The following is a 22,257-nucleotide window of genomic DNA, read 5'->3' as shown; positions in this document are numbered from 1 at the left end:
CACCCTAAAGAACGAGCGTTCCTCTTTAGATTCTCCTATGATAGAATACAATCAGCACAACTGAATAGGCTCCTCAAGGGCGGTCGGCTCATCCCCTGCTGAAAGGGGGTGAGATCGGTATGACGGAATTTCAGACTCTGACTGTGATGATTGCATTTGGTTCGCTTGTTGCTGCGATCATTTTCGGGATACTGACTGTACTCCTCTCCATACTCAACCTGACAAAAAAGAAATAGACCTCCCTTGAGTTTGGCCACTTAGGAGGTCTATTACTGAGAAACCTGAGCCGACACCCCTGAAGGGTATCATTTGTGCAAACGACCGTAGGTGTACCACCACCTGCGGTCATTTTTTAGTTTACTCGTTCCTTGTGAGTTTATTCTAGCACAGGTCGAATTGGAATCTCAACGGTTGCGTTTTCCTAACTTAAGATACTTTTCCCTCGCTGAAACCAAAGCAGACCTTCTACTCGTTCAGCTTAAAGTAATGGATCGGGCGGATCTCGATGCCCCAGCCGAAGTTCTCGCCCGCCGCTACTTGTGTGGTCGGGTGCAGGGAAGCTATCCGAATCGCTTCGTCCATGTTCTCTGCTTCGATGAGGAACACGCTGCCGATCAACTCTTTGGTTTCGATGAAGGGACCGTCGGTTACCGTGACCTTCCCGTTCGCTCGTCTTAGGGATTTGGTCTCCAGGTCGAGACCGGCATCGAGGATCACTTGGCCGGTCTTGTAAAATTCCTGGAGGTGAGGGCCACATTCACTCATAACACCCTCGATCTCTTCCTTCGGGCGGGCGTCCATTTTCTCCGGAACGAAGTACCCCATACATAGGAATTGCATGTTACATCCTCCTTTTTTTCTTGTCTCTATAGTAGACGACGAACGGAAAAGAGCGAGATCGACACAGACTAAAAAACTTTTTTGAAAAAAGCCTCTGCCTATTCCTTCGCACACTCTGCAGCTCGTTTCAGCAGTAACTCGCGATCTAAGTTATGACCCCAAGTGTCACTACGATCATTTTCGGTGGGGTACTTGTAGTCTTGTCCATACTCAATCTGACAAAAGAAATAAACCTCCCTTTCGCTTACCGGCTTAGGAGATCTATTTCTACCTCTGAGTCGACACCCATGTTGGCTATACGTTGTGCAAGCGACCGTAAGTGCTACCAACACCTGCGATCATATATTTGTCCTACACGGTGCAAGAATTCTGCAAACACGTACCATTCCTTACTCTAGACGGAGTTGTGAGTGAAGTTATAGAGTTTGGAATAACTTGTTCGGAAACGCGTTATGAGGAATTGATCGATCCAAGTTGCCGATGCTCCCACTAATCCACATCGAACCTCTTACCTGTCGAACTTCAACACTGATACGCTGTTGAGTAGGCGAGCCTATATCAATGAGAGTGGCGATTTCTTCAGAGTCAAGTGCGCAAATCGTAGTCTCACCGCAGACTAGACAGAGAAAAACACGAGCTCCTGCTTCTAGGTCTTCCCTTATCCCCTCTAATTCCGAGGCTGTAAAATTAAACTGCCACGGAGAGTCTTCATTACTTCTATACTTTACGAAGATCCTTGTGTCCGCATTAATAAGGTAATGCCCGTAGCGATCATCAGCTTTGTTTAGAGCTTTAAACGACTGATGTTCAACAATACGAGTCAGAGCTGCACCATGAAAAAAATCTTGTTCTCGAATTCTCATCTTTTACCCCCCTATACACAGTAACATTATTATACAAGGAGATCACTCATTTGAAAATTAAGACCATCCTGCAAGTTGGATGGCCTTTCAAATCGTTACTCTATCTTAACCGCCTCGATATAAAGCTCGATCCTCACTTCGTTACCGACGACAATACCCCCTGTTTCCAGCGGCGAGTTAAACGTCAAGCCAAATTCGTTGCGTTCAATACTGGCTGTTGAATGAAACCCTGCACGTTCCCGGCCACGAGGGTCTTTGTTCAGGCCTTCAAAAACGGTGTGAAAAGTGACGGGTTTCGTGACTCCATGCAGAGTTAGATCGCCCGTTAGTTCAAATTGCCGTTCGCCGGCAGGGACGCAACCGGTGCTTTGAAACGTAATGGTTGGATACTGGGCCGCATGAAGGAAGTCGTCGCTCCTCAGGTGTTCATCTCGTTGCGGTTGGCGGGTGGTGATACTATTTGCATCTATGGATGCTTGAATATCCATGGTTGTTACATCGTCGGGGTCAAAACTCAAAACCGCTTGGAAATGCTCGAATACTCCTTTGATTCGATTAATCAGCAAATGCTTCACCGAAAACTCGACGGAACTGTGGTCCTGATCCACTTCCCAATTGACTTTGCTCACGAATAAATTCCACCTCTACGATTAGATGATGAGATAGGTCGCCCCATCGCATACTCCGACTATACAAAAACGCTACTGACAACAGGATGTCAGTAGCGTTTTAGCATTTTTTCAGCTTCCTCCATAATTCTATTTCGGAATGATTCAGGCTCCATCACCCTCACATTCGCTCCCCAGCCCAGCACCCATTGCATCAATTCATCTGGATGACGGACTCGTAAGATCACATCGAGTCCCTCTTGATGCTCTGCCATTTCCTCTATCAAATGATGGTTCGATTCCTTCACTTGATCCGCCACGTCATGAGTAAATCGCAGGTGAACGCGCAGATGCCGATCATCCGAAGGCTGATAGTCTCGTAAGGTAAAATCGGCCGGCAGTTCGAATCGATCTTCCAAATCGAGAAGTTGGGTCATGCGGGACAGACGGAAATGACGAATTTCTTGGCGTAGATCGCAATGGGCAACGAGCATCCACGCTCCTTCAACGAGTACCAATCCATAGGGAGCGACGATACGATCGCTATGGTGGTTCCCCGTGGAATCCGCAATCTTTTTCGAATAATGAAATCTGATCTTCCGCTTGTCCACGATCGCGCGACGGATCGTTTTGAAAGAGTCCCTTTCTTTTGACGCAGCGACCTGTTTGCCGGGCTCGAGCAAGCGCAGCGCCTTCCGTAAACGAGACGTCTCCTTGCGAACGCTCTCTGAGAGAAGGGCCTCGATTTTCCTTCGAGCGGCTTGACCCCTGACACGATACTCATCATCAAATCGTTGCTCGATAAAGTCCGTTCCTATAAGCAAGGTCACGGCTTCCTCTACCGTGAAACTGACGGGTGGCAGGAAGTAGCCATCCATCAACGAATACCCTGTGCCCGGAGCGCCCAGGATCGGCACGCCCGCTTCGCTGAGCGCCTGAATGTCACGATAGATGGTCCGCACGCTGATTTCAAATTGGGTCGCTAAATCCTCTGCCCGTACCACTTCTCTGCTTTGCAGTTCCAGCACGATGGCTAATAAACGGTCTGTTTTGTTCATTGGTCGCCCCTTGAGACTTCGTGTTGTTCACTACAAGACCCTACAAACAGAAAAAGACCGCCGCCACGATGGTCTATGTGGCGAGGTCTCCCCTCTTTTTTCACACTCATTTGTTGAAACCTCTTACTTATTTGACTGCAACGTGTACATCGATTTCGTTTTCCGGACTTTCCGGTTTGTAACGGTCATCCCATATTTCAAAGTCATAGCCCGCGAACTGACGCCCCGATTGAGGTAGCCATTTTCCGTAGAGGTAGTCATACGTGCCGACCAACTCAGATTCGAGCCCTTTGTGCGTGTATTTCGCATACTCATTTGCAGGAACTTCATGTTTCATCATACCGCTCGGTACACGTGCCTCGTTGGAAACTTTATAGCCGATGATTTGCGTGAAGACATCCACCATCGCATTGAATCCCGGTTTGGTTGGATACACCTGGATTAAGTAGACTTCGTTACCAACTTTGTCGGGCATCTCCCCCGCCCGAGACAACAGTTCCTGGTACGCTTTCTGTCCTAGTTGATGATCTACAAATTCCTTTAAGTTTGTGGAAAAAGAGAATCCTACTACTTGAAAATCAGGCACTTTTACAACAACAGGCTCTACCATGAAATCCTCCGCGATGTTTTTTATGTTGCCTCCATTATACAACCTTGCCCTCTTTTTCTCATACATTTTTCTGACTGTGTACTTCCTCTCAACTTCGGAACAAGCACCTGGTCACTAGAAACTAGCAACCTAGTAAGATCATGAGTTAAACAGTTTCCAATTCCCTTCGGATACAACTTCGACCGCTCCATCGATTACTTTGATGGCGGTGTCATCATCCATTGCATAAGCCGGCCCCTGCATCCCGGCTGCCCATTTCTCCGCATTCGCCATCGTGTTTTCCGGCAACATCTCGTGATCCAGATGCGGGAACATGGCAAAGTCTACCAAGCCCAGCGTTTCATCACCACCGTTGGGTGGAGTCCAGCCCACGAAGTCTTCCCCGATGTTCGGTGCCATCACCATGCTCCCGGCACTCAATCCCACATAGACGGCACGCAGCGACGGCAAGAGGTCTGCCAGTCCGGACTGCTTCATCCAGTAACTCAGATACAACGCGTCACCGCCATTTACGAGTAGAACGTCCGTCTCCTTGACCCAAGGAACCCAACGCTCTGGATCGATGCTGGGAAGAGCGGTGAGCTCCAGCACGCCCAAGGACTTCCAGCCCAGCTCACACATCGGTGTTGAGGTTTTTCCATTGATGAACCTCCACGCCTTTTCTGCACCACCGGGACTTGCGTAGATCGCAGTGGGTATGCAGAGGGCGTTACACTCCTCAATCGGTTTGCCCAGCATGTCAACCAACGCGTCATGGATGCTTTTGTTTTTGATGCCTGCAGATGTGAGTAGAAGTTTCATAATCTGGCTCCTCTTCTATGTGTGCTTCTGACGTTTCATTCTTCCGACTTTCAATTGCGCCTTATTTAGTAATCCAATTATTAGTTACCAGATAAATAATACCAGATCGTGCAATACCTAATCAAATCACTACAACGTTGCAACGTAAGCTCGACAAGATCAATCTCCAAGAAAAAGACCTCGCCCACGATGGGATACGTGGCGAGGCCTCTCCTTCACAAAAAGGCCCTCGAAGTCCTCGACGACCTGTTTGTCGGTGATTCAACGATCGTTCGCCTTTCGTTCACCCTATACGTAAACGTCAGCTACTTATTTAGTACCCAGTTGTTCCGCCAAACCGATTAGAAGTCCTTCGGTTCCACGAATGTAGCAGAGCCGATACGACTCCTCGTACTGAACCACTTCGCCAACGAGCAGAGCACCACGTTTAGTGAGTCTGGAAACCATTTCGTCAATGTCTTCAACGGTGAACATGCAGCGTAGATAACCGAGGGCGTTTACAGGGGCAGTCCGGTGATCTGCTATCGTAGGTGGGTTGAGAAATCGCGAAAGTTCAAGTCGGCTGTGGCCGTCCGGGGTCACCATCATCGCAATCTCCACGCACTGAGAACCCAGTCCGGTTACGCGACCCGCCCATTCACCTTCGACAGTGGCTCGCCCTTCGAGCTTCAAGCCAATCTCCTCGAAGAAAGAGATTGCGTCATCAAGGGATTCTACAACAATGCCGACATTGTCCATTCTTAGTAGTTTGTTTTCTGCCATCGTTTTATCTCCTTATGTGTACGAATTTATTACCTCATACATCCACTAGAGGGAGTGGTCATGACGTGGTTAGGTGGTGCGAATGTTTCCGGTTGATACCACTATTCAGGGAAATAGCGGGCTGTATTCTAGTCGCAAAGGCTTAAACGACCCTGATACTAAAGCCTATTTAATTCCATCAAATCGCACGCCCACAAACACTTCACACCAACTCAATTTTTCGCCGTAATTTGTGTTACGGTTCACCGCACCTGTTCAAAGCATGTAGTTTTTGATAGGAAGGTGCAGATCACCATATAGAATTCGGTGTATTTTTAATTATAACTATTTATTTTTCATATTTCTATTGTTTAGCTATTATTTTCATGATAAAGTTATTATCAAAATACGAAAGAGGGTATTTAGATGAAAAAATCGAAATTATTTGCATTGATGACACTGGGTGCTGTTCTGTTCGCGGGTACCACTGTTGGATTTGCCACTGCTGCGCATGCTACGCCTGTGTTTCCTGTTGGTTACCAATACACCTACAAAATTGTGAATGTAAACAGCGGAAAAGTGATGGACGTAGATGGTAGCTCCTCATACAACGGGGGCCAACTTGATCAATGGGATTACTTGGGCATTCCGAGTCAGAAGTGGGTGGTTAGACCGACAGGTGATGGTGTAACCTACTGGATTACGGGTGCATCTAGCGGTATGAATGTTGAGAATACTGAATATGGTGACGGAGGCAGACTCCAGCAATCTTTCCAGTATACTGTGCCGCAGCAAAAATGGCTGATAAATCCTGTTGGAGATTCCTATATCATCAAAAATCTCCAAACAGGCAATGTAATCGATGTAGAATTCAACAAAACCGATAACGGTTGGCATCTGCATTCATGGCATTACATCTCTGGCGTCCAAAGTCAGTTGTGGAAATTCGTACAAATCTAAGTCTGAAACTCTCAATAACACCGGATATGAAAAAGATCGCTGGCGAATCAATTCGCCGGCGATCTTTTTATACATGCAAAAAGGAGCCCCGAATTGCTCCCGATTTGGAAATTGAATCAAACTCATGGAGGTTACTTTCTATTCGTGCAATGAAATCGAAACTTAAAAAAAACCTAGAACTGCGAAGCTGTAGTTCTGTGTCTTACGTTTTGTCGTCTTGCATAACATCAGGTAAAACAGCGGGAGTGTTCTTTATTTTTTCTCATTGATTATATTACGTGCATATTCTATCCTGAGAAGCGATAGATTCTTCATCCGATCAAACGAAAGGAGTTATGCAATGTCTAAAGTCTTGTTCATAGGAGGGCCTGGAGAAGGGCATGTCAACCCCACGCTTCCTCTAGTTAAAGAGTTGATTCGCAGAGGCGAGGAAGTCGTATATTTTTGCTCGGAGGAGTATCGAGAGAAGATCACAGAAACGGGTGCGGAGTTTCGAGCCTATGCTGATTTTTTACATGGCAAACGCCCAGAGGATATCCAACATTTCTTAGAATTTATTTTACTTTTACTAGATTCCAGTCAGCAGGTAATTCCGGACATCCTTCAACAGGTGCAAGGTGAACAATACGACTATGTCATTCATGATTCCTTGTTTGGCTGGGGACGGTTGATCAGTCAAGTATTAAAGGTGCCGTCTGTCACTTCGAGCACGTCATTTGCCTCGACCGGGAAACCTCCGAAGATGTTCGGTCAAACAAAGATGCAAAAGGTAAAAGATCTGTTGTCAGGTGGCAAATACATTCCCAGCATCAATCGTAAATCCAAACAACTTGCTAGCTGCTACGGCATCCCCGTCCCCTCCATCGACCACATTTTTTATCAAAAAGGTGATCTCAACCTTGTCTACATGAGTGAGGAATTCCAACCAGATCGGCACCGATTGAAAGGCGAATATGTCTTTGTGGGGCCTTCCATCGGAGAGAAACGTGGGGATGTTGAGTTTCCTTTTGAGAAATTGGATGGGCGTCCGCTTGTGTACGTATCGATAGGAACTGTTTTAAAGAGTAATTCGCTGTTTCAGCAATGTATCGAGGCGTTTTCTGATCTCGAATGCCAAGTAATCATGTCAGTAGGAAGAAATACCGACCTCAGGCAATTTGAGCATGCGCCCCACAACTTTCTCATCCGTCCTTATGTGCCTCAGTTGGAGATTCTCAAACGTACAGACGTCTTCATCACACATGGTGGGATGAACAGCACTATGGAAGCTTTAGCGTTCCATGTCCCGCTCATCGTCGTACCCCAAACATCCGACCAACCCATGGTCGCTGCTCGCATCATTGACCTCGGTTGTGGCGTCGGCATCGCCAAAAATGCAATCACACCAAGTCGCCTGCGATCTGCCGTTGAAAGGCTCCTGCAAGACTCCACCTACAAGAAATCGGCTGAACGAATCGGGGACTCTCTTCGTTCTTCGGGAGGATATCGTAGGGCTGCAGATGAGATTGAGAAATGGAAAGTTCGCCTGTCGATTGGCTAAAATAGATGTTGCCCTTTGAAATCGATCAGGTTTCAGAGAAAGGTAGCGTTCGTGTGGAATGAACAAAACCAGCCCGTAGACCGACTCCTCTCGATCTACGGGCTTCTATTTTACTAAACCGCACCAAAAAACATGCGCTATTTATGATACGGTTCACCGCACCTATCCTAAGCACATAGTCTATGACAGAATGGTTCGGATCACCATCTAGTATACCCCCCAATGGAGGGTTTTCCCTTTACTTCACTCAATGTTTGGTTCACTTTGGGTAGAAGAACGACTCGAACAACATTGAATCAGCAGCAACAGCAGGAAATAACTATCTATTGTCGTATTGACTATTATAAATACCCCCACTTACCACCGATGTAAACTATTCTTGTTCAAACATAAGGAGATTGCTAGAGTAATGGGTGTTCTTAATCGCTATTTATACTCGCACGTTACTAAAGGAGTTCAGTTACGCGAAGCCTCAAAACGACTAAAAAAAGCTAACATTGATGGAACTCCTAAAAAAAGAACCAAGCAAGCGAAAGACGACATTTTTTTTCTTGAGAAAGGCAATGACTCTGTTTTAGAAATTGAGCTTCCTAACCAACATAAAAATATCAAAAGTTTGCCCATTCGTAAGTTCGCTGATAGTAGTGTATCGTTTCCCAATAGCATTTTTGCAAGCAAATATGTTCTACAACCTACTAAAAAAATTTTTACACCTTTGAAAGTAACGAAAAATCGAAATATCAATGCAGGTGGAGTGGTACGAGACGAAGATACCGAGTTCAAACTCTTGTCTTGGTTCGCAATAAATTATACAGATTTTACTATAAAGGGAAAAATTCATTTGTATACACACAGAGAACCTTGCCTAAGTTGCGAGTACGTGATCATCTCGTTTATGAGTAAATACCCTAATATAAGCATAGACTTGTATTACGAAATAGAATATAGACCACCCTGCTATAGCCGAGGAGGTGGAAATTGTTGATCGAAGATATGATTGATGCGATCAAAAATCGGTGGAAAACCTATAAAAAATACTCTGCACTAAGCAACAGAGATATTGCTCAAAAAATCATTGATCTACTTGAAAGCGAATTGGATGACTCCACTATAAGAGACACACTAGCAGATGTTTTGTTCGAATTATCCAAAAAAGATGGGGACGAGGAAACTGCTAATGAGATTAAAAACATGCTAAAAAGTGATATAGATAATACAAGTTCTCGATTCGGTTCTTAGTTGATTAGTTTATGCCTTATTCAATGCAGATTACTATCTAGTGTACCCTCCATTGGAGGGTTTTTCTATTGTTGTCGGTCAAAAATGGTTCAGGTTCGAACGTGGAGTGTACTACGCCAATTCCCAAAGTGAGACATGGCAAAAAGGTCTAAACTACCCGCCCCTCCCGCAACTATAAGGGTAACTAAAGCGATAGTGTTTCCGAATAGATGAGAATGGCATCCTTTCAGATTGTCCTTAGGTGGAGTATGTAATGATAGGGAGGGGATTTTCGTGAAGCACAAGGAATGGATTGAACTTGTCAGTGCGGTCGTCTCACTGTGTCTTGGCTTTGCACAGCTTGTCGGTCTTATGAACTAGCTCGGTTAAAAGGGTGGGCAAATGCTCACCCTCATTTTGATGAAAGTCATGTTTTATAAGAACAGACAAAAGGGCAATCCCCTTGTCCTAACTCAGAGAAGGTAACTGCCCTTTTGCTTCCTGCGAAAATATTCAGTTGTGATGGTACTACTTCGTTTTGGTCTGAGAAAGAACGCTACCTGCGAGCTTCTTTGCGGTCTGGCTCGATTTCGGATTCGACAGAACCTTAGACGCGGTGGTCGAGATCGACGGGCTAGATTGCTTTTTGTTCGGCATAAAATCTCCTCCTTCTCTCCTGTTGTTAGCACTCATTACCTTCGAGTGCTAATTCAATTCTATCACGCACATTTCTACCGTGTCTATATATATGTCGAAATAAAGCGAAAAATACACCTTTCTTTAGGCGGATTCAATGGGATCACTCATATTTTGTTAACAGATTTTCGTAAATCGTGCCCTGACGATTGAACGTAGATCACTGTCGTTTGAATCGAATCGTGACCAGCCAACTCCTTGATCTGCTCAATTGGAACGCCCTTGTTCGCAAGGTCTTTGCAGAACGTATGACGAAGGGAATGGCACGAGTGTTGACCTTCCAACTTCGCTCCGTCTGCTGACCGTTCCAGTAATCCACACCGCTCCAAGTACACATCGAGCATGTGGTTCATCGCCCGTTCTGCCAACTTGCCTGATCGCTCCGACACGAAGACATAAGTGCTATCTTGATGGGCTGGCTTGGTGCTGTTGGTTCGGAACTCTAACCATTGCTTCAACGCCTTCTTCAAGTCGTTGTTCATGGGCACGACACGGAACTTTCCGCCTTTGCCGTTGTAGACTGTCACCGTTGCTTGTCTCATGTCCAGATGGTTCAGCTTCAAATCACTGACCTCCTCGATCCGCAAACCCGCTTTCAGCATCGTATAGATGATCGCCTTATCTCGTGACTTCTTAGACTCGTTCTTCTCCGTCTCCAACACTGTCTCCAAACGGTTCTTCTCGTTGTCGGTCAACCATTTCGGCGTTTGGTTCTTTTGTACACGTTTCATTTTGACTTTCACCGCTGGACTGCTGCCAATATGTTTCGCTTCCACCGCCCAAGTGAAAAACGTCTTCAACGTGGCAATAGCCTTGTTGATCGTTGCTGGCTTTTGTTCGAGGTTGTTGGCTAGGTATGAACGGTAGTCATGGATATGGAGCGGTGTGATCTGCTTTAAGTCGAACTCCGCTCCCTCTGTCTGCTCGTACCACTTTACGAACATCTGCAAGACGGAAATGTACGTTTGAATCGTTTTTTCCCCACGGTCTTCCTCCACTAACCACGCCTTGAACTCAGCTTGATAGCTCATGTATGTACCTCCAATAGTTTCAATGTGTTCTAGGACGAACTCATGAGACTATTATAACGTATTCTAAGACGAAACATCAATTTTTTTCGGGTAAATTCATCCTAGAATACTAATTCCAGGACGTAAATTCACGGTAACAAGAGAGGTTACATATACACAATCCAGCCCCGCACTCGCCGTACAGAGCCATATAGCATTCGTTATTCGAATATCGTCGTCGGTGGTTATCGGCTGAAACGACAAATACCCAAGTAAAGACAGGCGTTTAGCACCGGCTCTGCCCAATCGTTATCGAGAACAAAAACAAAGGTGGCGGGGTGGGTCTGTTCAAAGCCCTTTTCGTCCGATCTGGAAACCCTGATAGGTCGGCCGAATTATCCAGTACCTACAAAGAAAAGAGCAACCTCGATGGTTGCCCTCTCTTATGAATCAACCTTTCTGATTACGACCTTGTGAAAGTGAACGCTTTTGGACTGAAACACCTCATACCGTGCGAAGACGTTGTATGGCGATTTCAGTCCAGCTAAACGGGCTTCCTTGTGCATTTCGGTAAAGGCTGGCATGTCAAAGTCACCAAGACCCGTTTCTTCGTCGTAGATCAGGAAGCATCCTTGCGTTCCCATCTTGGCAAAAAGGAGATTGTAGCCAGGAACTCGTTCTAGCTTTACGTGGTCTTCCAGCCGTTGCAGAATTTCTTCGATCATGGCTGTTTTACCAGACAGTCCGCTCACTTCTGAACTCGACACTCTTCAAGTTGCTTTCTGGCGCGTTCAACCTGCTCCTCGTTACCTAGTCCCTCTAGGACACGATAGGCTTCCTGTAACTGTACGTATGACTTGTCAGGCTGACCGTTGAATGCATAATAACTTCCCATCAACGTATAAGCACGAGCCCTTTCTACGTGTGCGGTAGGTGATACTGATACGGATATTGACAAGTAGTTGTATGCATCTTCAAGAAAGATTTGCTGGTTGTCTGCTTCGAAATCTTTAAGGTAATCCTCTGCAAGATCGTTGTAGATTTTTGCCACTCTTGCAAAGGACAATTCGTTCAGCAGGTCTTCGAAATAGTCGAGGGTGGACTGGTTTAGTTGCCCGATTCCGAACTGTGGCACATAGCCGTTTTTCGCAAGGTTGATTTGACCTACATACGTGTTCAGCATGTCTTCAAGCATCATTAAGCGACAATGCGCGTTGTCCGCGATTGTGTATCCAAATCCAGTGGTTTTTTCAAGCTTCTCATATGCCATGTTTCTGTCCCCCAGTTTGTTCGGTTCTACTGCAAAGTCAGGTGAAATTTTTAGACGAGCTGCGAGCTGCGAGTTGGTGCTTGGAACGGTGGGGTACGAGGTGGTGAGAGGCTTGATGAAGCGGTGAGAGCGGTTGGCGAAGCTCCTGAATAGGAGGGCAGCGAGTGCTTGGAAGCAGGTTGTGGACAACAAAAAACCCGCGATGTTTGGCGGGTCAATGTTCTCTAGCCTAATTTCCTATCGTCAATTGATAAGTCAAATTGGTTCACCTTGATGAGGGGGGTCATACTCTTCACCAGTACGAGCCTGCTACGGTAAGTTCCACTCTTGTACAGGTTAATCAGGGTGGATTCGTCCACGCGTTGTTGTAGCATCCGAAACCCAATTGCCCGTTCAATGTTCTGTATAGACTCCGAACGCAACCATTCGTCTGAAAAATTTTCGAGATTCAGACCATCTAGCTTCTCTGTGATCTGTGGTAGGAAGTAGTCCATCTGATTCAAGAAGAAACGCTTCGTCAGTAGGTCTACCGCTCTGCGAGGATGCGAGTATTTCCGAAGTTCAGCATAGGACGCTTCAATTTCCATTCGTACAATTCCACTAGCACGTTTGTCACTACATTCTTTTTCCTTGTCGTAGAATTTCACCGTATTACTTTTGTTTTTGAAAACTACAGTCTCGTTGTGATTGTACGTCACCGTGTTCCTTCTTGGGAGTCGAAGCATAGCGATCTGCTTCATGCAGTCACTAACGCTTTCTACCTCGAAGTTGTAGCAAAGGTCAACTCTCTCTGTGATCCACTGTTCATGCTCCACCAACACTCCAAGGAGGTCAAACAGTTTTGATTGAAGGAGTTCGAAGAAACGGCTTACGTCGGACTCCGTGACCATTGTTATGTTGTCTCCATGCAGGAACTTCGAAATGGACACCTGAATCGTCAAAGTTCCGCTGATCGCTACGTACTTGATATACGGTAACTGCTTGTCAATGTGGAGTTCATAGCTGGTGACAACTACACCGTCACCTGTGATGTTTCTACGTAAGGTGACATTGTCTTGATTGTTGTGGTACAGATTTGTGAGCCGTTCAGGATCAATGTGGATTCCTCTTGCTCGTAGTCTTACAGTGTCGAACATTTCTTGTTACCTCCGAATGATTTAGGATTCAAAATTTTGAATGTTATTGGACATGTTATAAGAACTAAATGAATGACTCTCTTCTTCCCCAAGTCTACGCCGCATTCAGCACTTCCCAACTCGCTTCTTGCGTAGCGATCTCCTGTTTTAACCACTGCGCATTCTCTTCCATTTCACGTATGAATTTTTCGTACAACTCCCAATACTCCCTCTCTGCTCGGTCAATGTCGTAAACGCCGTAACCATTTGGGACGATACCCCATATGTCCGACCCTACGCCGACCAACCGCAATTTGTCGTTCACTATCAAGTCAAAGACCGCTTCTGCCACCATGTCAGTTAGCAATTCCATTCTCTGTGCTTCTACTGCTTGCATATTGTTTTCACCTCGTATGTTTTTTCCGACCATTGCCGTATCCCTATCGTAGCATAAATTTCGCTTTCATGCTACGTTGACTTTTCATGCTACGTTATGTACAATTATTTCAGAAAGGAGTTTTTCAAATGAGCGGTCAAGAGTTTGGTAAGGAACTAAAACGTTTGCGTCAGAGGGCTAGTATCGGCTCAAAAGAACTTTCTCAGAAGATCGGGAGAGCCGTTACCTATGTTTCACAGTTGGAACGTGGATTGATCAAAAATCCTGACTATTACGCTTGCTACAAACTTTTAGAGACTGTAGGATTCCCGAAACAACATATAGACCAACACCTAGAAACCTTCGGGATTATCTCTCCCCAGTTAGAGGAACATCAACTCAACGAAAACGTCGAACGAGCTATGTACGAAGAAGCTGAAACGCAAGATGACCCTGACGCATACTTCGAAAAATGGCGACATTGGTATGATGATGACCAAGTTACTCTCTTAAAGGACGCGACAAAAAGCCTACATCAGATGCTTGACGTATTCATCGACAAGGATTTGAGCCGTGCGTCAACAGTCATCGGCAACATGGAAAACTTGCTTGCGTCGAAGCCAAACTTCGAATTTCTGTGTGCATTGTTCGAGTTTGATTTTGCTCGACTCGACGATATGCAACGTTTGGAACTTCTTTCATCCCTACAGGGATTTTTCAAGGCAAAGTCAGAGAACAATGAGGGGGAAACAAAGAAATGATGGAAGAGAAGGAATCGTTACGAGTTGCGCTGTATGTGCGCGTATCGACCGAAGAACAAGCGAAGGAGGGCTACTCCATTGACGGACAGGTCAAAGTCCTAACGGAGTATTGCAAGTTGTGGGGGCATACCGTTGTGCAGGTCTACAAGGATGAAGGCATTAGCGCGAAGAACACGGCACGCCCAAGCCTGCAAAAAATGCTTTCAGATTGCAAACTTGGCTCCTTCAACGCCGTACTTGTCTGGAAGTTCAACCGTATCTCTCGTAATCAGGCAGACTTCCACAACATGATTGGCTACTTCAAGTCGAATAGAATCAAGTTCATGAGCTTTTCTGAAAATGTGGACGATTCGACCGCCGCAGGGAAATTGCTCATGAGCATACTTGGTGGGTTTGCAGAGTTTGAGCGTGAGCAGATCGTGGAGAACGTCAAAATGGGAATGGGTGAACGCGCAGAGAAAGGGATGTTCAACGGTGGGCGTGTCCTTGGCTACAAGTCTATAGACAAGCAACTCGTCATCGAACCTCTGGAAGCTACGCTGGTTCGCCGTATCTTCGAATTGTACGTGAGTGGCAGAGGGTATAAGGCAATCGCCAATCAATTGAATCATGAAGGGTACAAGACCAAAACGGGTAATACGTTCTCCACGGTAGCGGTCAAAGGAATCGTCACCAACCCCATATATGCAGGCTACATCACGTTCAACAAACAAGAGAATTGGAACGAGCAACGGAGGAAAGGGAAAAATGAGAACCACATTCTAGTACGTGGCATTCATGAACCGATCCTCGAAATGGAGACATGGGAGAAGGCACAAGAAATCTTCCAGCGAAAGTCCCACAAGCCAAACAAGACGTTCACAGGTCACTTTCTTCTCGCTGGCTTGCTCAAATGTCCAACGTGCGGAAGTAGCATGGTCGGGCACAAGGTCAAAAAGTCCAAACACAACACCGAATACAACGTCTACTACCAATGTGGAGCTTTCAACAACAAAGGCTCTGCGGTCTGCTCGTCAAACATGGTTCGCGCTGACTATGCGGAGAGTGCGGTTCTGGAACGCATTCAATCCGTTGTCCTCGTAGAAGCCAACTTGCAAGCTATCGTGGACAAGCTCAATGAGAAGATCGCCAATCTGAAAGCCCCGTTACTGTCACAGCAAGCATATACAGAAACCCAGCTTGATCAAGCCACAAAAAACCTGAACAAGCTCGTGACCCTCTTCATGCGTCCCGATTTTGAATCTGAAACGGTCAGCGAAAACATCATGACTCTGGAACGAGAAATCAAGGAACTCAAAGAGCGCAAAAAAGAAATTGACCGCGAACTGAACACGACCTCCATTGAAGAAGTCTCGTTCGATCAAGTCTAAGAGGTGCTAACTCGTTTCGCAGAAGCCTTGCCCCTCGTCTCCCCCGAAAAGCAAAAGCACATCCTCCACAGCCTGATTGAATCCATTACGCTGAATCCCTCCGAAAACATCAAAGGGAGAACGATCAAAGACATTACGCTTGTCTTTGACCCTTCTCCCAATCCTCAAAACGATGTCCTTACTTATGATACAGTTCAGCGTATCGCACTTACCGCATGTTTTTTCTGAATAAGATAGGCATAGGCACTTTAATTTAGAGAAGCCCTGAAGTCATCACCTTATCATCGATAGCCTGAATATAAACTTTAAGTGTATCTATATAATTAATTACATCTTGAAACGTTAAATCGTTTGCATCATCATTATGGTGCACGATATTGTTCCTTTTAGTTACGATGGCACCAACAACATCCTTATTGCTATCAAACCTAGGTTCTGAAGCGATATCTACTCCGATTTTAGTAAACAAATTGATTGTCTTACCGATATTACCGGAGACAATATCATCGATATCTTTTTTGGTAATTTCAAGCTCAAATTCCGAGAATTTCAAAACTTTATCTTTATTGTTATCAACACTCCACTTAATTAGATTGTGTGGCAAAGGATAGTTTTTTAATCTAAGTTGGACGCTGTCAACAACTAACTGACTTACCTCTTTCAAATAAGTTTCCAAATAAACACAAGCAACCACCATAAATGATTTGAGGAAAAAGTTTACATTTTCATATATATAAGCATCTGGAACCTCTTGCAAAATACGCGCATTTGCTCCATTTGTTAAAGATATCAATTCATTGTACAATTCCGTATATTTTTCAAAAGGAGGTGTATTACTCATGCAATCCCATTCCCTCCATATAGTTGTTCCATAAAGTCCGTCGTTTTAAAATTGAGTTTTTATTCTGCAGACCTCCCCCTAAAGTCCTTTGGAATTCACTAAGTTTACAAAGTTCGACAAACTTTTCCTTAATTGCATCTTTATTATTGAGCAAAAAAGCCTTATCATGATTCGAAAACGACCACATAAGAAGATCGTAGTAAACAATACTCCTTCTTGGTCTATCTTTTGTGGTATCCATAAATACGTCATCTTCAAAAATGGAAATACATTTATCAAGTGTTTCCTCAAACAAATCCTTCAACTCTCCATATTGCTCTGGAGAAATGTTTTGGTTATTCTTCATATAATCATCGAGGTATTTTGATAATTTTCCCTCATAATCATTCAGATCACCTTGCATGGCGAAAAATCTTAATACCTGTTCTTCATTTTCTAATCCACTCTTGTCTTTTTTTCCAAACGAATCAAATATATCCTTTTTTGATAGTTGAGTTAAAAGATCGTCTAGCATTCCTGGAAAAATTGCATGGCGAATTTCCTGATCAGTTAATTCAACTGCTCCTTGATTTAGACGTGCAAAAATATCCTGCACTAATTCTTTAGAGTTATCATTTCTCAAAACTATACATCGGATCGTGTAAGTCTCAATATCTTCTTTGTGAGCACCTAATTCGCTAAACTTCTTGCCATTAAGGTGACTAAAAGTCGATAACCCTTCAAGACAAAACTCATCATTAAGAAACCTCATAATCGTTGTAATCCTTTGAACCCCATCAATAACAAAATGTTTCTTATCTTCATTTTCTGCAAAATAACAGGCAGGCAATGGTATTCTCATCAAGCATGATTCAATAAATTTTGAGGTTTTTTCTTCATTTTCCTTATTCCATTTGTACTTCCTTTGGAAATCCGGATTTAAAATTAACGATCCTTTTTCAACTCTATTTACCAATGTTTCAAACGGATAGTCTATCGGGAATAAGTTTAATACTTTTTCGCTCATTGTACTTCCTCCTCTACCTTTTTTAAATTTTACATCTAAAGCCTAAAGCCCTCCAAATTAATGACATACATTTCTGGCACTAATCTTCTCCAAGATCGGAGGACTATAGACCCCTAACCATCAACCAGCCGTTTTGCTTGTCTTTGACAGAAAGACTGTCTTGTAATACTACGAGATGAAACGATTGAACAATGGATATACATCCCACATTTATGCACATTATAGCATTCATCAAGGAACAGGTGCGATACCTTTTCTTGAAAAGAATGACACGACTACTCAATACTTATGTTCTGATTTATTAAAAATTCCCTAATACAGATTTCTACATACTCCGCCCAAAGCGACTCCCACTCCAACAACATAGCCCAAGTTAATTCGTCAGCCGCCTCTTTGATCTTTGCTTCGATCGCAATCATTTTCTCCTTCACCTCAACAATCTCCGGTTCGCCTTCTATCTCCTCCACAAACCGCTCGAACTTATCCAACATTGTAGCACCTCCAGAATATCAATCGAATTAAATTATATTTAAATTATATATTATAATTTTGAATTACACAATACTAGTTAGGAGGTTTACCACATTTGCACATCATCTCTACATTCGCCCATCTCGAAGATTTCAAGATGAGTAACAACTTACCGATGGAACTGGCGGACACTATTGAAGCAGAGTTCCAGTTCCTAATGCAAGCTTTTAGTTCCGAAGCGACTCTTGATGAGGTCTCTCTCGATGAGCATTACATCCGCTTTTTCGTGCTGGAGGAGGACCGTGAGTTTTTCACTCTGATTTCGTCCCTTATCTCTCCTCCCTTCATCGGTCCGCTCATGTACAGAAAGCCCGAGTACGTGGAGATTCTGTCCTCTGGCCAAACGGAAGTCTGCAAGCTGTGCTATCTCTTGGACAGCGAGTGCTTTGTCTTTCTGTACGCTTTGAACACAGAAAAGATCGCTGCCTGGATTCGCGAGCACATCGAGAGGGCAGAGAATTGAAGTCACCTGCTACTAAACCACGCTTCCACACGGAAGCCATTTTTGTTTTTGGGAGTGATGATCGTTGATCGTAATCAAAACCTTGGCCAACCTGCGCTGTCTCAAGCGCTCAAAAGCATTGCCTGACAGCTACGTCGCCATGATTGAAGAAAACTTCATGTGTCTGATGGACACGCTCTGCCATCGGGAAACCGAAACGGAGGAGGAATTTACGCTTGACGATCATGGATACATCGTCGTTTTGCAAACTTGCGACGACCTGCGCGATTTGAGCACGGTCGGCCTCCATCGGGACGAAGGAGGCTTGCTCGGCGGGCTGGATTGGATTGACGCACTCCCTCTCGGAGACAGGTCGGTCTACATCATGAACATCAATTACTCGGATGCCTACACGATGACCTTTTTCTCGGAAGTCGGCATCCATGACCATGAAATTGAAGCGTGGCTGGACGAGGAGTGTTCCCGCCACGCTATTTCTCTGTCTAGGAGGCTTCGCCATGCAAACTGAGGAGAAACAAAACTACCTCGTCCGTATCGTAGTTGAGTCGGACGACTTTGATGGAGTCGCGTACTACGGTATCGTCCACCGCGACTTCGACGGCGTGGTTCAGGTGCTTTTTCCTGAAGAGGGAGGTTGGTGGGAGGAAGCCTATGTTCCCTACCTCCTGTTCTACCGGGGGGATGCCCCAGACCGCGCCGATCAGGAGCGTTTAGTCCAAGAGGCCGTCGAGAACGATACCTACGAGTACCGTAGCGTGGATACCTCTGACCTTGAAGTGACCGACAAAAAAGGACCTTACGAGAAGGTCCAACTGGTCGATTCGAACAGCTTCGAGGAGATGGCACAGCACGGGCTTCGTTTCGGCCAGTGGTACCGCCACACGATTTACTGGGCAGAGTACGGCGAGATCTGGCTCATTTTCTACAACGACGAGGACAACCTCCCTGCCCTAGACCTAGCGGACATCGAGCTGCCCTAACGCCTTTCCTACCCGATTCCGGGGTACTTCGATAGGATGTCTTTGGCGTTCGATGGATGAATTTTAATAACGACCTACTCCAATCGGGGTAGGTCGTTCAATTCAAGCAAGAAAGCAGGTGCACTCAATGAACCCCGCTTGGGTAGCAATTGCGATCAAAGTGCTGGAGATCGCTCAAATTGCCCTAACAGAAGCTTTTTTGAAGAAGAGAAAATAGGCTCTTACCGCTTACATCAGCGGTTCTTTTTTTGCAAGCCTTGAAAATTACCGTGAAAAGCCTTTTTTTCTGCCTCCCTAATAACCTGAATTTTCGCGCATGTCATACGCGATCGAAGTCCACTGGCAAAAAGGTTTCCGAAAAATCAAACTCCCTATGTCAAGACTATTTCTTCCTCAATCTACGATTTTCTACCTCATGCTGTGTTTTTCACTTCAGCCCCAAGCTGGTAAGCTACTTCCTGTTCGCGGCATGCCTAAGATGCTTTGCAGACTGTTTAGACCTCTTATATGTCTACATGGTTCATGGCAGTACCGCCCACAAGTAAATTTAGGAAAACGGCAGAGGAGGACTAGGTAATGCCCCCAATTAAAAAGCAACCAAAAAAGTTGGCCCCGTCCGCAAACGTTGCGGACATCGAAAGTAAACAAGCACTAGTTTCACCCAATGTTGCCTCGCCTTCCACTTCCAAAGAAGATAAAACGCTTGAAAAGAAGAACGACATGGTGTTTAAGGGCAGACAACGAACGAATGGCCCTCTGTTCGAGGAAGACGGCTACCTTTGGCAGGTGTCATCTGACCCGGATGGCAAGCCAACCCGCGTCTGCGAACGCATCGACATTGCCTCGATGCGCCAAAACATCGACACAAAAGAGATGGAGCTCGAACTCGTCTTCAACCAACACGGTCAAGAAATGAGTAAGTACATTTCTCGCGGCATGTTGTCAAGGAGGAACTTCCTCGAACTGATGAAGTACGGCGTCGATGTAGCGGAACACACCGTAAGCCAAATCCTTGTCTATCTGAACGGGAGAGAAAAAAGAGCGCCCTTGAAGTACGCGCATTCCTTAGTAGGTTTCGGTGAACACGATGGTGCTCCAATCTTCAAGCTTCAAACGGCGATCGGTACCAACTCCGAGTACATTGGAAATCTTCTTGTCGAATCAAAAGGTTCTTTCGAAGAGTGGGCCAGAATCGTACGTGATGAAGTTCTGGGGCACACACCGTTGGAGCTCGCTCTCGTGATGGGGCTGGCCGCTCCTGTCGCTTCTCTTGTCGCGAAGGAGACAGGTCTGGAGGTCATTGTCGCCCACCTCTACGGCGACAGCACCCAAGGGAAAACCACGGCGACTCGGCTGGCAGTCTCGCCTTTCGGGTGTCCTCACACTCAACAAGGAGGACTCATTCGGCTCTGGAACAGCACCAAAAACGCCATGTTCGCAAGCATCCGCGACACACACGGGGTTCCCATCGTGTTCGATGAGGCGTCGATGCACAGCGGTGAATTCTCGACGTTGATCTACCAGATTGCAGGCGGAACTGAACGAGCCCGTCTTAACAAGGAGAGCGAATTGAGAGAATCGTCCCAGTGGTCAGGGGTCTTCTTCTCGAACGGCGAAATGTCCCTCCTTGCCAAAGCTGTCAAAAACACTGGCGTAAGAGTCAGATTGACCGAGTTCGGGAACGTCAACTGGACACGTTCTGCCGCCAACGCCGACGCGCTAATAGAGGGGCTCCTCAAAAACTACGGGCACGCAGGCCCAGTTTTCGTCGAGCATTTGATGAAAATCGGCATCGAAGCGATTTTGAACATGTGGAGAGCTTGGCGGGTGCGATTTCATGAGCAGATTGCCCACAAGGACCAGCTTTCCCAAAGGATTGCAGACAAAATGGCCATCTTTTTGGTCACCACTGAACTTGCGAAGGTCGCTTTGAACGTCAACTTCAACACGGAGAGCATCAAAAAAATGCTCCTTGAAGTGGTGGAGAACATCAGCGGCGAAGCAGACCTTTCGAAGAACGCTTACAACCATCTCATGGAAGCGGTCGCGCAGCATAACACCAAGTTCGAAACTGAACACTTCGAAGGGAATCGTTCAGAGCTCTGGGGTAAGTGCGAAAGCAGAAACGGCCGACCTCGGGAAGTTCTCATTCTCCCGCAGGTGTTCAATAAGATCATGGCAGAGGGAGGATTCGAGGATACCACCGTCATTCTGAACAAGTGGCGAGCCCAAGGGATTCTCAACTGCGAAGCCAAGAAGCACACCCGCAAAAGAGTGCTCTGCGGAAGAACAGTTCGGGTCTACGTCATTCAGGTCAAAGATGACGTTGAGGACGAGCTTGCTTGGGAGGAACAGAAGCCCAAGCCCCGGAAAAGGCCGGTTCCCTCTTCCCCGAAGGCATCCAACCTGTTCGACGAGAACTAGGACACCCCCTCACCCTCAATGGCACCCTACAAATGACTCGGGGAGGGGAAGCCAAAAGACATGTAACGGCAAGAAAACTGGGCTTCCCCACCCCTTCTACCACCCAGTTTCAGTAGTAATTGATACTGAAAAAATGGGAAACGCCTACAACCAGCTTGTTGTCTCTCACGGGCAA

The 22,257-nt window shown here is 45.7% G+C and carries 26 protein-coding genes; 11 read left to right on the top strand and 15 right to left on the bottom strand.

From position 1 onward, the window contains the following. Positions 1-119: 119 nt before the first annotated feature. Positions 120-236: a putative holin-like toxin gene (locus JJB07_RS24465; RefSeq protein ID WP_430727190.1), complete on the top strand. Its 117-nt coding sequence runs from the start codon at positions 120-122 to the stop codon at positions 234-236. Positions 237-465: 229 nt separating this feature from the next. On the opposite strand, the gene JJB07_RS00610 is transcribed toward JJB07_RS24465, so the two are convergent. The 7 genes from JJB07_RS00610 to JJB07_RS00580 form a co-directional block, all read right to left on the bottom strand. Beyond that, positions 466-840: a YciI family protein gene (locus JJB07_RS00610; protein WP_201630270.1), complete on the bottom strand. Its 375-nt coding sequence runs from the start codon at positions 838-840 to the stop codon at positions 466-468. A gap of 416 nt (positions 841-1,256) precedes the next feature. Beyond that, complete coding sequence (locus JJB07_RS00605) at positions 1,257-1,703, bottom strand: hypothetical protein (RefSeq protein ID WP_201630268.1); 447 nt, start codon at positions 1,701-1,703, stop codon at positions 1,257-1,259. A 95-nt stretch (positions 1,704-1,798) separates the two neighbouring features. After that, positions 1,799-2,332, bottom strand: coding sequence for a YceI family protein (locus JJB07_RS00600; RefSeq protein WP_201630266.1), 534 nt, complete (start codon positions 2,330-2,332; stop codon positions 1,799-1,801). 89 nt (positions 2,333-2,421) lie between these two features. Further along, on the bottom strand, positions 2,422-3,369 hold the full coding sequence (locus tag JJB07_RS00595; RefSeq protein ID WP_201630264.1) for a helix-turn-helix transcriptional regulator: 948 nt from the start codon (positions 3,367-3,369) through the stop codon (positions 2,422-2,424). Positions 3,370-3,496: 127 nt separating this feature from the next. After that, the gene (locus JJB07_RS00590) at positions 3,497-3,979 is read right to left on the bottom strand and encodes a GyrI-like domain-containing protein (protein ID WP_201630262.1); all 483 of its coding nucleotides are present in this window, start codon (positions 3,977-3,979) and stop codon (positions 3,497-3,499) included. A gap of 138 nt (positions 3,980-4,117) precedes the next feature. Next, the gene (locus JJB07_RS00585; protein ID WP_201630260.1) at positions 4,118-4,780 is read right to left on the bottom strand and encodes a Type 1 glutamine amidotransferase-like domain-containing protein; all 663 of its coding nucleotides are present in this window, start codon (positions 4,778-4,780) and stop codon (positions 4,118-4,120) included. A gap of 309 nt (positions 4,781-5,089) precedes the next feature. Further along, positions 5,090-5,542 (bottom strand): VOC family protein, encoded by a 453-nt coding sequence (locus JJB07_RS00580; RefSeq protein ID WP_201630258.1) that lies wholly within the window; start codon positions 5,540-5,542, stop codon positions 5,090-5,092. Positions 5,543-5,947: 405 nt separating this feature from the next. Between JJB07_RS00580 and JJB07_RS00575 the strand changes: the two genes are divergently transcribed. The 4 genes from JJB07_RS00575 to JJB07_RS00560 all read left to right on the top strand — a co-directional run bounded on the left by JJB07_RS00575 (position 5,948) and on the right by JJB07_RS00560 (position 9,260). Beyond that, entirely contained in the window at positions 5,948-6,481 is a 534-nt protein-coding gene (locus tag JJB07_RS00575) for an RICIN domain-containing protein (protein ID WP_201630256.1), read from the top strand. Between the two features lie 340 nt (positions 6,482-6,821). After that, complete coding sequence (locus JJB07_RS00570; RefSeq protein ID WP_201630254.1) at positions 6,822-8,021, top strand: macrolide family glycosyltransferase; 1,200 nt, start codon at positions 6,822-6,824, stop codon at positions 8,019-8,021. Positions 8,022-8,430: 409 nt separating this feature from the next. Further along, the gene (locus JJB07_RS00565) at positions 8,431-9,006 is read left to right on the top strand and encodes a deaminase domain-containing protein (protein WP_201630252.1); all 576 of its coding nucleotides are present in this window, start codon (positions 8,431-8,433) and stop codon (positions 9,004-9,006) included. Then, positions 9,003-9,260, top strand: coding sequence for a hypothetical protein (locus tag JJB07_RS00560; protein WP_201630250.1), 258 nt, complete (start codon positions 9,003-9,005; stop codon positions 9,258-9,260). Before JJB07_RS00565 ends, JJB07_RS00560 begins: the two co-directional genes overlap by 4 nt. Before the next feature lie 782 nt (positions 9,261-10,042). On the opposite strand, the gene JJB07_RS00555 is transcribed toward JJB07_RS00560, so the two are convergent. The 5 genes from JJB07_RS00555 to JJB07_RS00535 all read right to left on the bottom strand — a co-directional run bounded on the left by JJB07_RS00555 (position 10,043) and on the right by JJB07_RS00535 (position 13,727). Beyond that, positions 10,043-10,966 (bottom strand): tyrosine-type recombinase/integrase, encoded by a 924-nt coding sequence (locus JJB07_RS00555; protein ID WP_201630248.1) that lies wholly within the window; start codon positions 10,964-10,966, stop codon positions 10,043-10,045. A gap of 422 nt (positions 10,967-11,388) precedes the next feature. Then, a complete protein-coding gene (locus JJB07_RS00550) occupies positions 11,389-11,697 on the bottom strand; it encodes a hypothetical protein (protein WP_201630247.1) in 309 nt (102 codons plus the stop codon). After that, positions 11,694-12,215, bottom strand: coding sequence for a hypothetical protein (locus JJB07_RS00545; RefSeq protein WP_201630245.1), 522 nt, complete (start codon positions 12,213-12,215; stop codon positions 11,694-11,696). The genes JJB07_RS00550 and JJB07_RS00545 overlap by 4 nt, the downstream gene beginning before the upstream one ends. A gap of 224 nt (positions 12,216-12,439) precedes the next feature. Beyond that, positions 12,440-13,351, bottom strand: coding sequence for a phage/plasmid replication domain-containing protein (locus tag JJB07_RS00540; RefSeq protein WP_201630244.1), 912 nt, complete (start codon positions 13,349-13,351; stop codon positions 12,440-12,442). Between the two features lie 94 nt (positions 13,352-13,445). Then, on the bottom strand, positions 13,446-13,727 hold the full coding sequence (locus tag JJB07_RS00535; protein WP_201630243.1) for a hypothetical protein: 282 nt from the start codon (positions 13,725-13,727) through the stop codon (positions 13,446-13,448). Between the two features lie 128 nt (positions 13,728-13,855). Between JJB07_RS00535 and JJB07_RS00530 the strand changes: the two genes are divergently transcribed. After that, entirely contained in the window at positions 13,856-14,467 is a 612-nt protein-coding gene (locus JJB07_RS00530; protein ID WP_201630242.1) for a helix-turn-helix domain-containing protein, read from the top strand. Further along, complete coding sequence (locus JJB07_RS00525) at positions 14,464-15,837, top strand: recombinase family protein (RefSeq protein ID WP_201630241.1); 1,374 nt, start codon at positions 14,464-14,466, stop codon at positions 15,835-15,837. Before JJB07_RS00530 ends, JJB07_RS00525 begins: the two co-directional genes overlap by 4 nt. A 253-nt stretch (positions 15,838-16,090) precedes the next feature. On the opposite strand, the gene JJB07_RS00520 is transcribed toward JJB07_RS00525, so the two are convergent. The 3 genes from JJB07_RS00520 to JJB07_RS00510 all read right to left on the bottom strand — a co-directional run bounded on the left by JJB07_RS00520 (position 16,091) and on the right by JJB07_RS00510 (position 18,175). After that, positions 16,091-16,678: a HEPN domain-containing protein gene (locus JJB07_RS00520; RefSeq protein WP_201630240.1), complete on the bottom strand. Its 588-nt coding sequence runs from the start codon at positions 16,676-16,678 to the stop codon at positions 16,091-16,093. Continuing rightward, positions 16,671-17,684 carry a DUF262 domain-containing protein gene (locus JJB07_RS00515; RefSeq protein WP_201630239.1) on the bottom strand — a complete coding sequence of 338 codons (1,014 nt, stop codon included), beginning with the start codon at positions 17,682-17,684 and terminating at the stop codon, positions 16,671-16,673. The genes JJB07_RS00520 and JJB07_RS00515 overlap by 8 nt, the downstream gene beginning before the upstream one ends. A 275-nt stretch (positions 17,685-17,959) precedes the next feature. Continuing rightward, entirely contained in the window at positions 17,960-18,175 is a 216-nt protein-coding gene (locus tag JJB07_RS00510) for a hypothetical protein (RefSeq protein WP_201630237.1), read from the bottom strand. A 95-nt stretch (positions 18,176-18,270) separates the two neighbouring features. Between JJB07_RS00510 and JJB07_RS00505 the strand changes: the two genes are divergently transcribed. From JJB07_RS00505 to JJB07_RS00490, 4 genes are all read left to right on the top strand, one after another. Beyond that, positions 18,271-18,678 (top strand): hypothetical protein, encoded by a 408-nt coding sequence (locus tag JJB07_RS00505; protein WP_201630235.1) that lies wholly within the window; start codon positions 18,271-18,273, stop codon positions 18,676-18,678. A 64-nt stretch (positions 18,679-18,742) separates the two neighbouring features. Further along, a complete protein-coding gene (locus JJB07_RS00500; protein WP_201630233.1) occupies positions 18,743-19,186 on the top strand; it encodes a hypothetical protein in 444 nt (147 codons plus the stop codon). Further along, the gene (locus tag JJB07_RS00495; protein WP_201630231.1) at positions 19,176-19,658 is read left to right on the top strand and encodes a hypothetical protein; all 483 of its coding nucleotides are present in this window, start codon (positions 19,176-19,178) and stop codon (positions 19,656-19,658) included. Before JJB07_RS00500 ends, JJB07_RS00495 begins: the two co-directional genes overlap by 11 nt. Before the next feature lie 576 nt (positions 19,659-20,234). Beyond that, a complete protein-coding gene (locus tag JJB07_RS00490; protein ID WP_201630230.1) occupies positions 20,235-22,082 on the top strand; it encodes a DUF927 domain-containing protein in 1,848 nt (615 codons plus the stop codon). The last annotated feature ends 175 nt before the right edge of the window (positions 22,083-22,257 follow it).

This window comes from Tumebacillus amylolyticus (assembly GCF_016722965.1).
In the GTDB taxonomy this organism is placed as follows: Bacteria; Bacillota; Bacilli; order Tumebacillales; family Tumebacillaceae; genus Tumebacillus; species Tumebacillus amylolyticus.
The sequence above is the reverse complement of the archived record's forward strand: the minus strand, read 5'-3'. Positions and strand labels throughout refer to the sequence as shown.

Excerpts from the sequence above, each read along its gene's own strand:
- JJB07_RS00605 (WP_201630268.1), bottom strand. The coding sequence starts at position 1,703 with ATGAGAATTCGAGAACAAGATTTTTTTCATGGTGCAGCTCTGACTCGT.
- JJB07_RS24465 (WP_430727190.1), top strand. The coding sequence starts at position 120 with ATGACGGAATTTCAGACTCTGACTGTGATGATTGCATTTGGTTCGCTT.
- JJB07_RS00545 (WP_201630245.1), bottom strand. The coding sequence starts at position 12,215 with ATGGCATATGAGAAGCTTGAAAAAACCACTGGATTTGGATACACAATC.
- JJB07_RS00510 (WP_201630237.1), bottom strand. The coding sequence starts at position 18,175 with ATGTTGGATAAGTTCGAGCGGTTTGTGGAGGAGATAGAAGGCGAACCG.
- JJB07_RS00525 (WP_201630241.1), top strand. The coding sequence starts at position 14,464 with ATGATGGAAGAGAAGGAATCGTTACGAGTTGCGCTGTATGTGCGCGTA.
- JJB07_RS00540 (WP_201630244.1), bottom strand. The coding sequence starts at position 13,351 with ATGTTCGACACTGTAAGACTACGAGCAAGAGGAATCCACATTGATCCT.
- JJB07_RS00575 (WP_201630256.1), top strand. The coding sequence starts at position 5,948 with ATGAAAAAATCGAAATTATTTGCATTGATGACACTGGGTGCTGTTCTG.
- JJB07_RS00495 (WP_201630231.1), top strand. The coding sequence starts at position 19,176 with ATGCAAACTGAGGAGAAACAAAACTACCTCGTCCGTATCGTAGTTGAG.
- JJB07_RS00520 (WP_201630240.1), bottom strand. The coding sequence starts at position 16,678 with ATGAGTAATACACCTCCTTTTGAAAAATATACGGAATTGTACAATGAA.
- JJB07_RS00555 (WP_201630248.1), bottom strand. The coding sequence starts at position 10,966 with ATGAGCTATCAAGCTGAGTTCAAGGCGTGGTTAGTGGAGGAAGACCGT.
- JJB07_RS00580 (WP_201630258.1), bottom strand. The coding sequence starts at position 5,542 with ATGGCAGAAAACAAACTACTAAGAATGGACAATGTCGGCATTGTTGTA.
- JJB07_RS00570 (WP_201630254.1), top strand. The coding sequence starts at position 6,822 with ATGTCTAAAGTCTTGTTCATAGGAGGGCCTGGAGAAGGGCATGTCAAC.
- JJB07_RS00530 (WP_201630242.1), top strand. The coding sequence starts at position 13,856 with ATGAGCGGTCAAGAGTTTGGTAAGGAACTAAAACGTTTGCGTCAGAGG.
- JJB07_RS00535 (WP_201630243.1), bottom strand. The coding sequence starts at position 13,727 with ATGCAAGCAGTAGAAGCACAGAGAATGGAATTGCTAACTGACATGGTG.
- JJB07_RS00515 (WP_201630239.1), bottom strand. The coding sequence starts at position 17,684 with ATGAGCGAAAAAGTATTAAACTTATTCCCGATAGACTATCCGTTTGAA.
- JJB07_RS00595 (WP_201630264.1), bottom strand. The coding sequence starts at position 3,369 with ATGAACAAAACAGACCGTTTATTAGCCATCGTGCTGGAACTGCAAAGC.
- JJB07_RS00610 (WP_201630270.1), bottom strand. The coding sequence starts at position 840 with ATGCAATTCCTATGTATGGGGTACTTCGTTCCGGAGAAAATGGACGCC.
- JJB07_RS00590 (WP_201630262.1), bottom strand. The coding sequence starts at position 3,979 with ATGGTAGAGCCTGTTGTTGTAAAAGTGCCTGATTTTCAAGTAGTAGGA.
- JJB07_RS00565 (WP_201630252.1), top strand. The coding sequence starts at position 8,431 with ATGGGTGTTCTTAATCGCTATTTATACTCGCACGTTACTAAAGGAGTT.
- JJB07_RS00490 (WP_201630230.1), top strand. The coding sequence starts at position 20,235 with ATGCCCCCAATTAAAAAGCAACCAAAAAAGTTGGCCCCGTCCGCAAAC.
- JJB07_RS00585 (WP_201630260.1), bottom strand. The coding sequence starts at position 4,780 with ATGAAACTTCTACTCACATCTGCAGGCATCAAAAACAAAAGCATCCAT.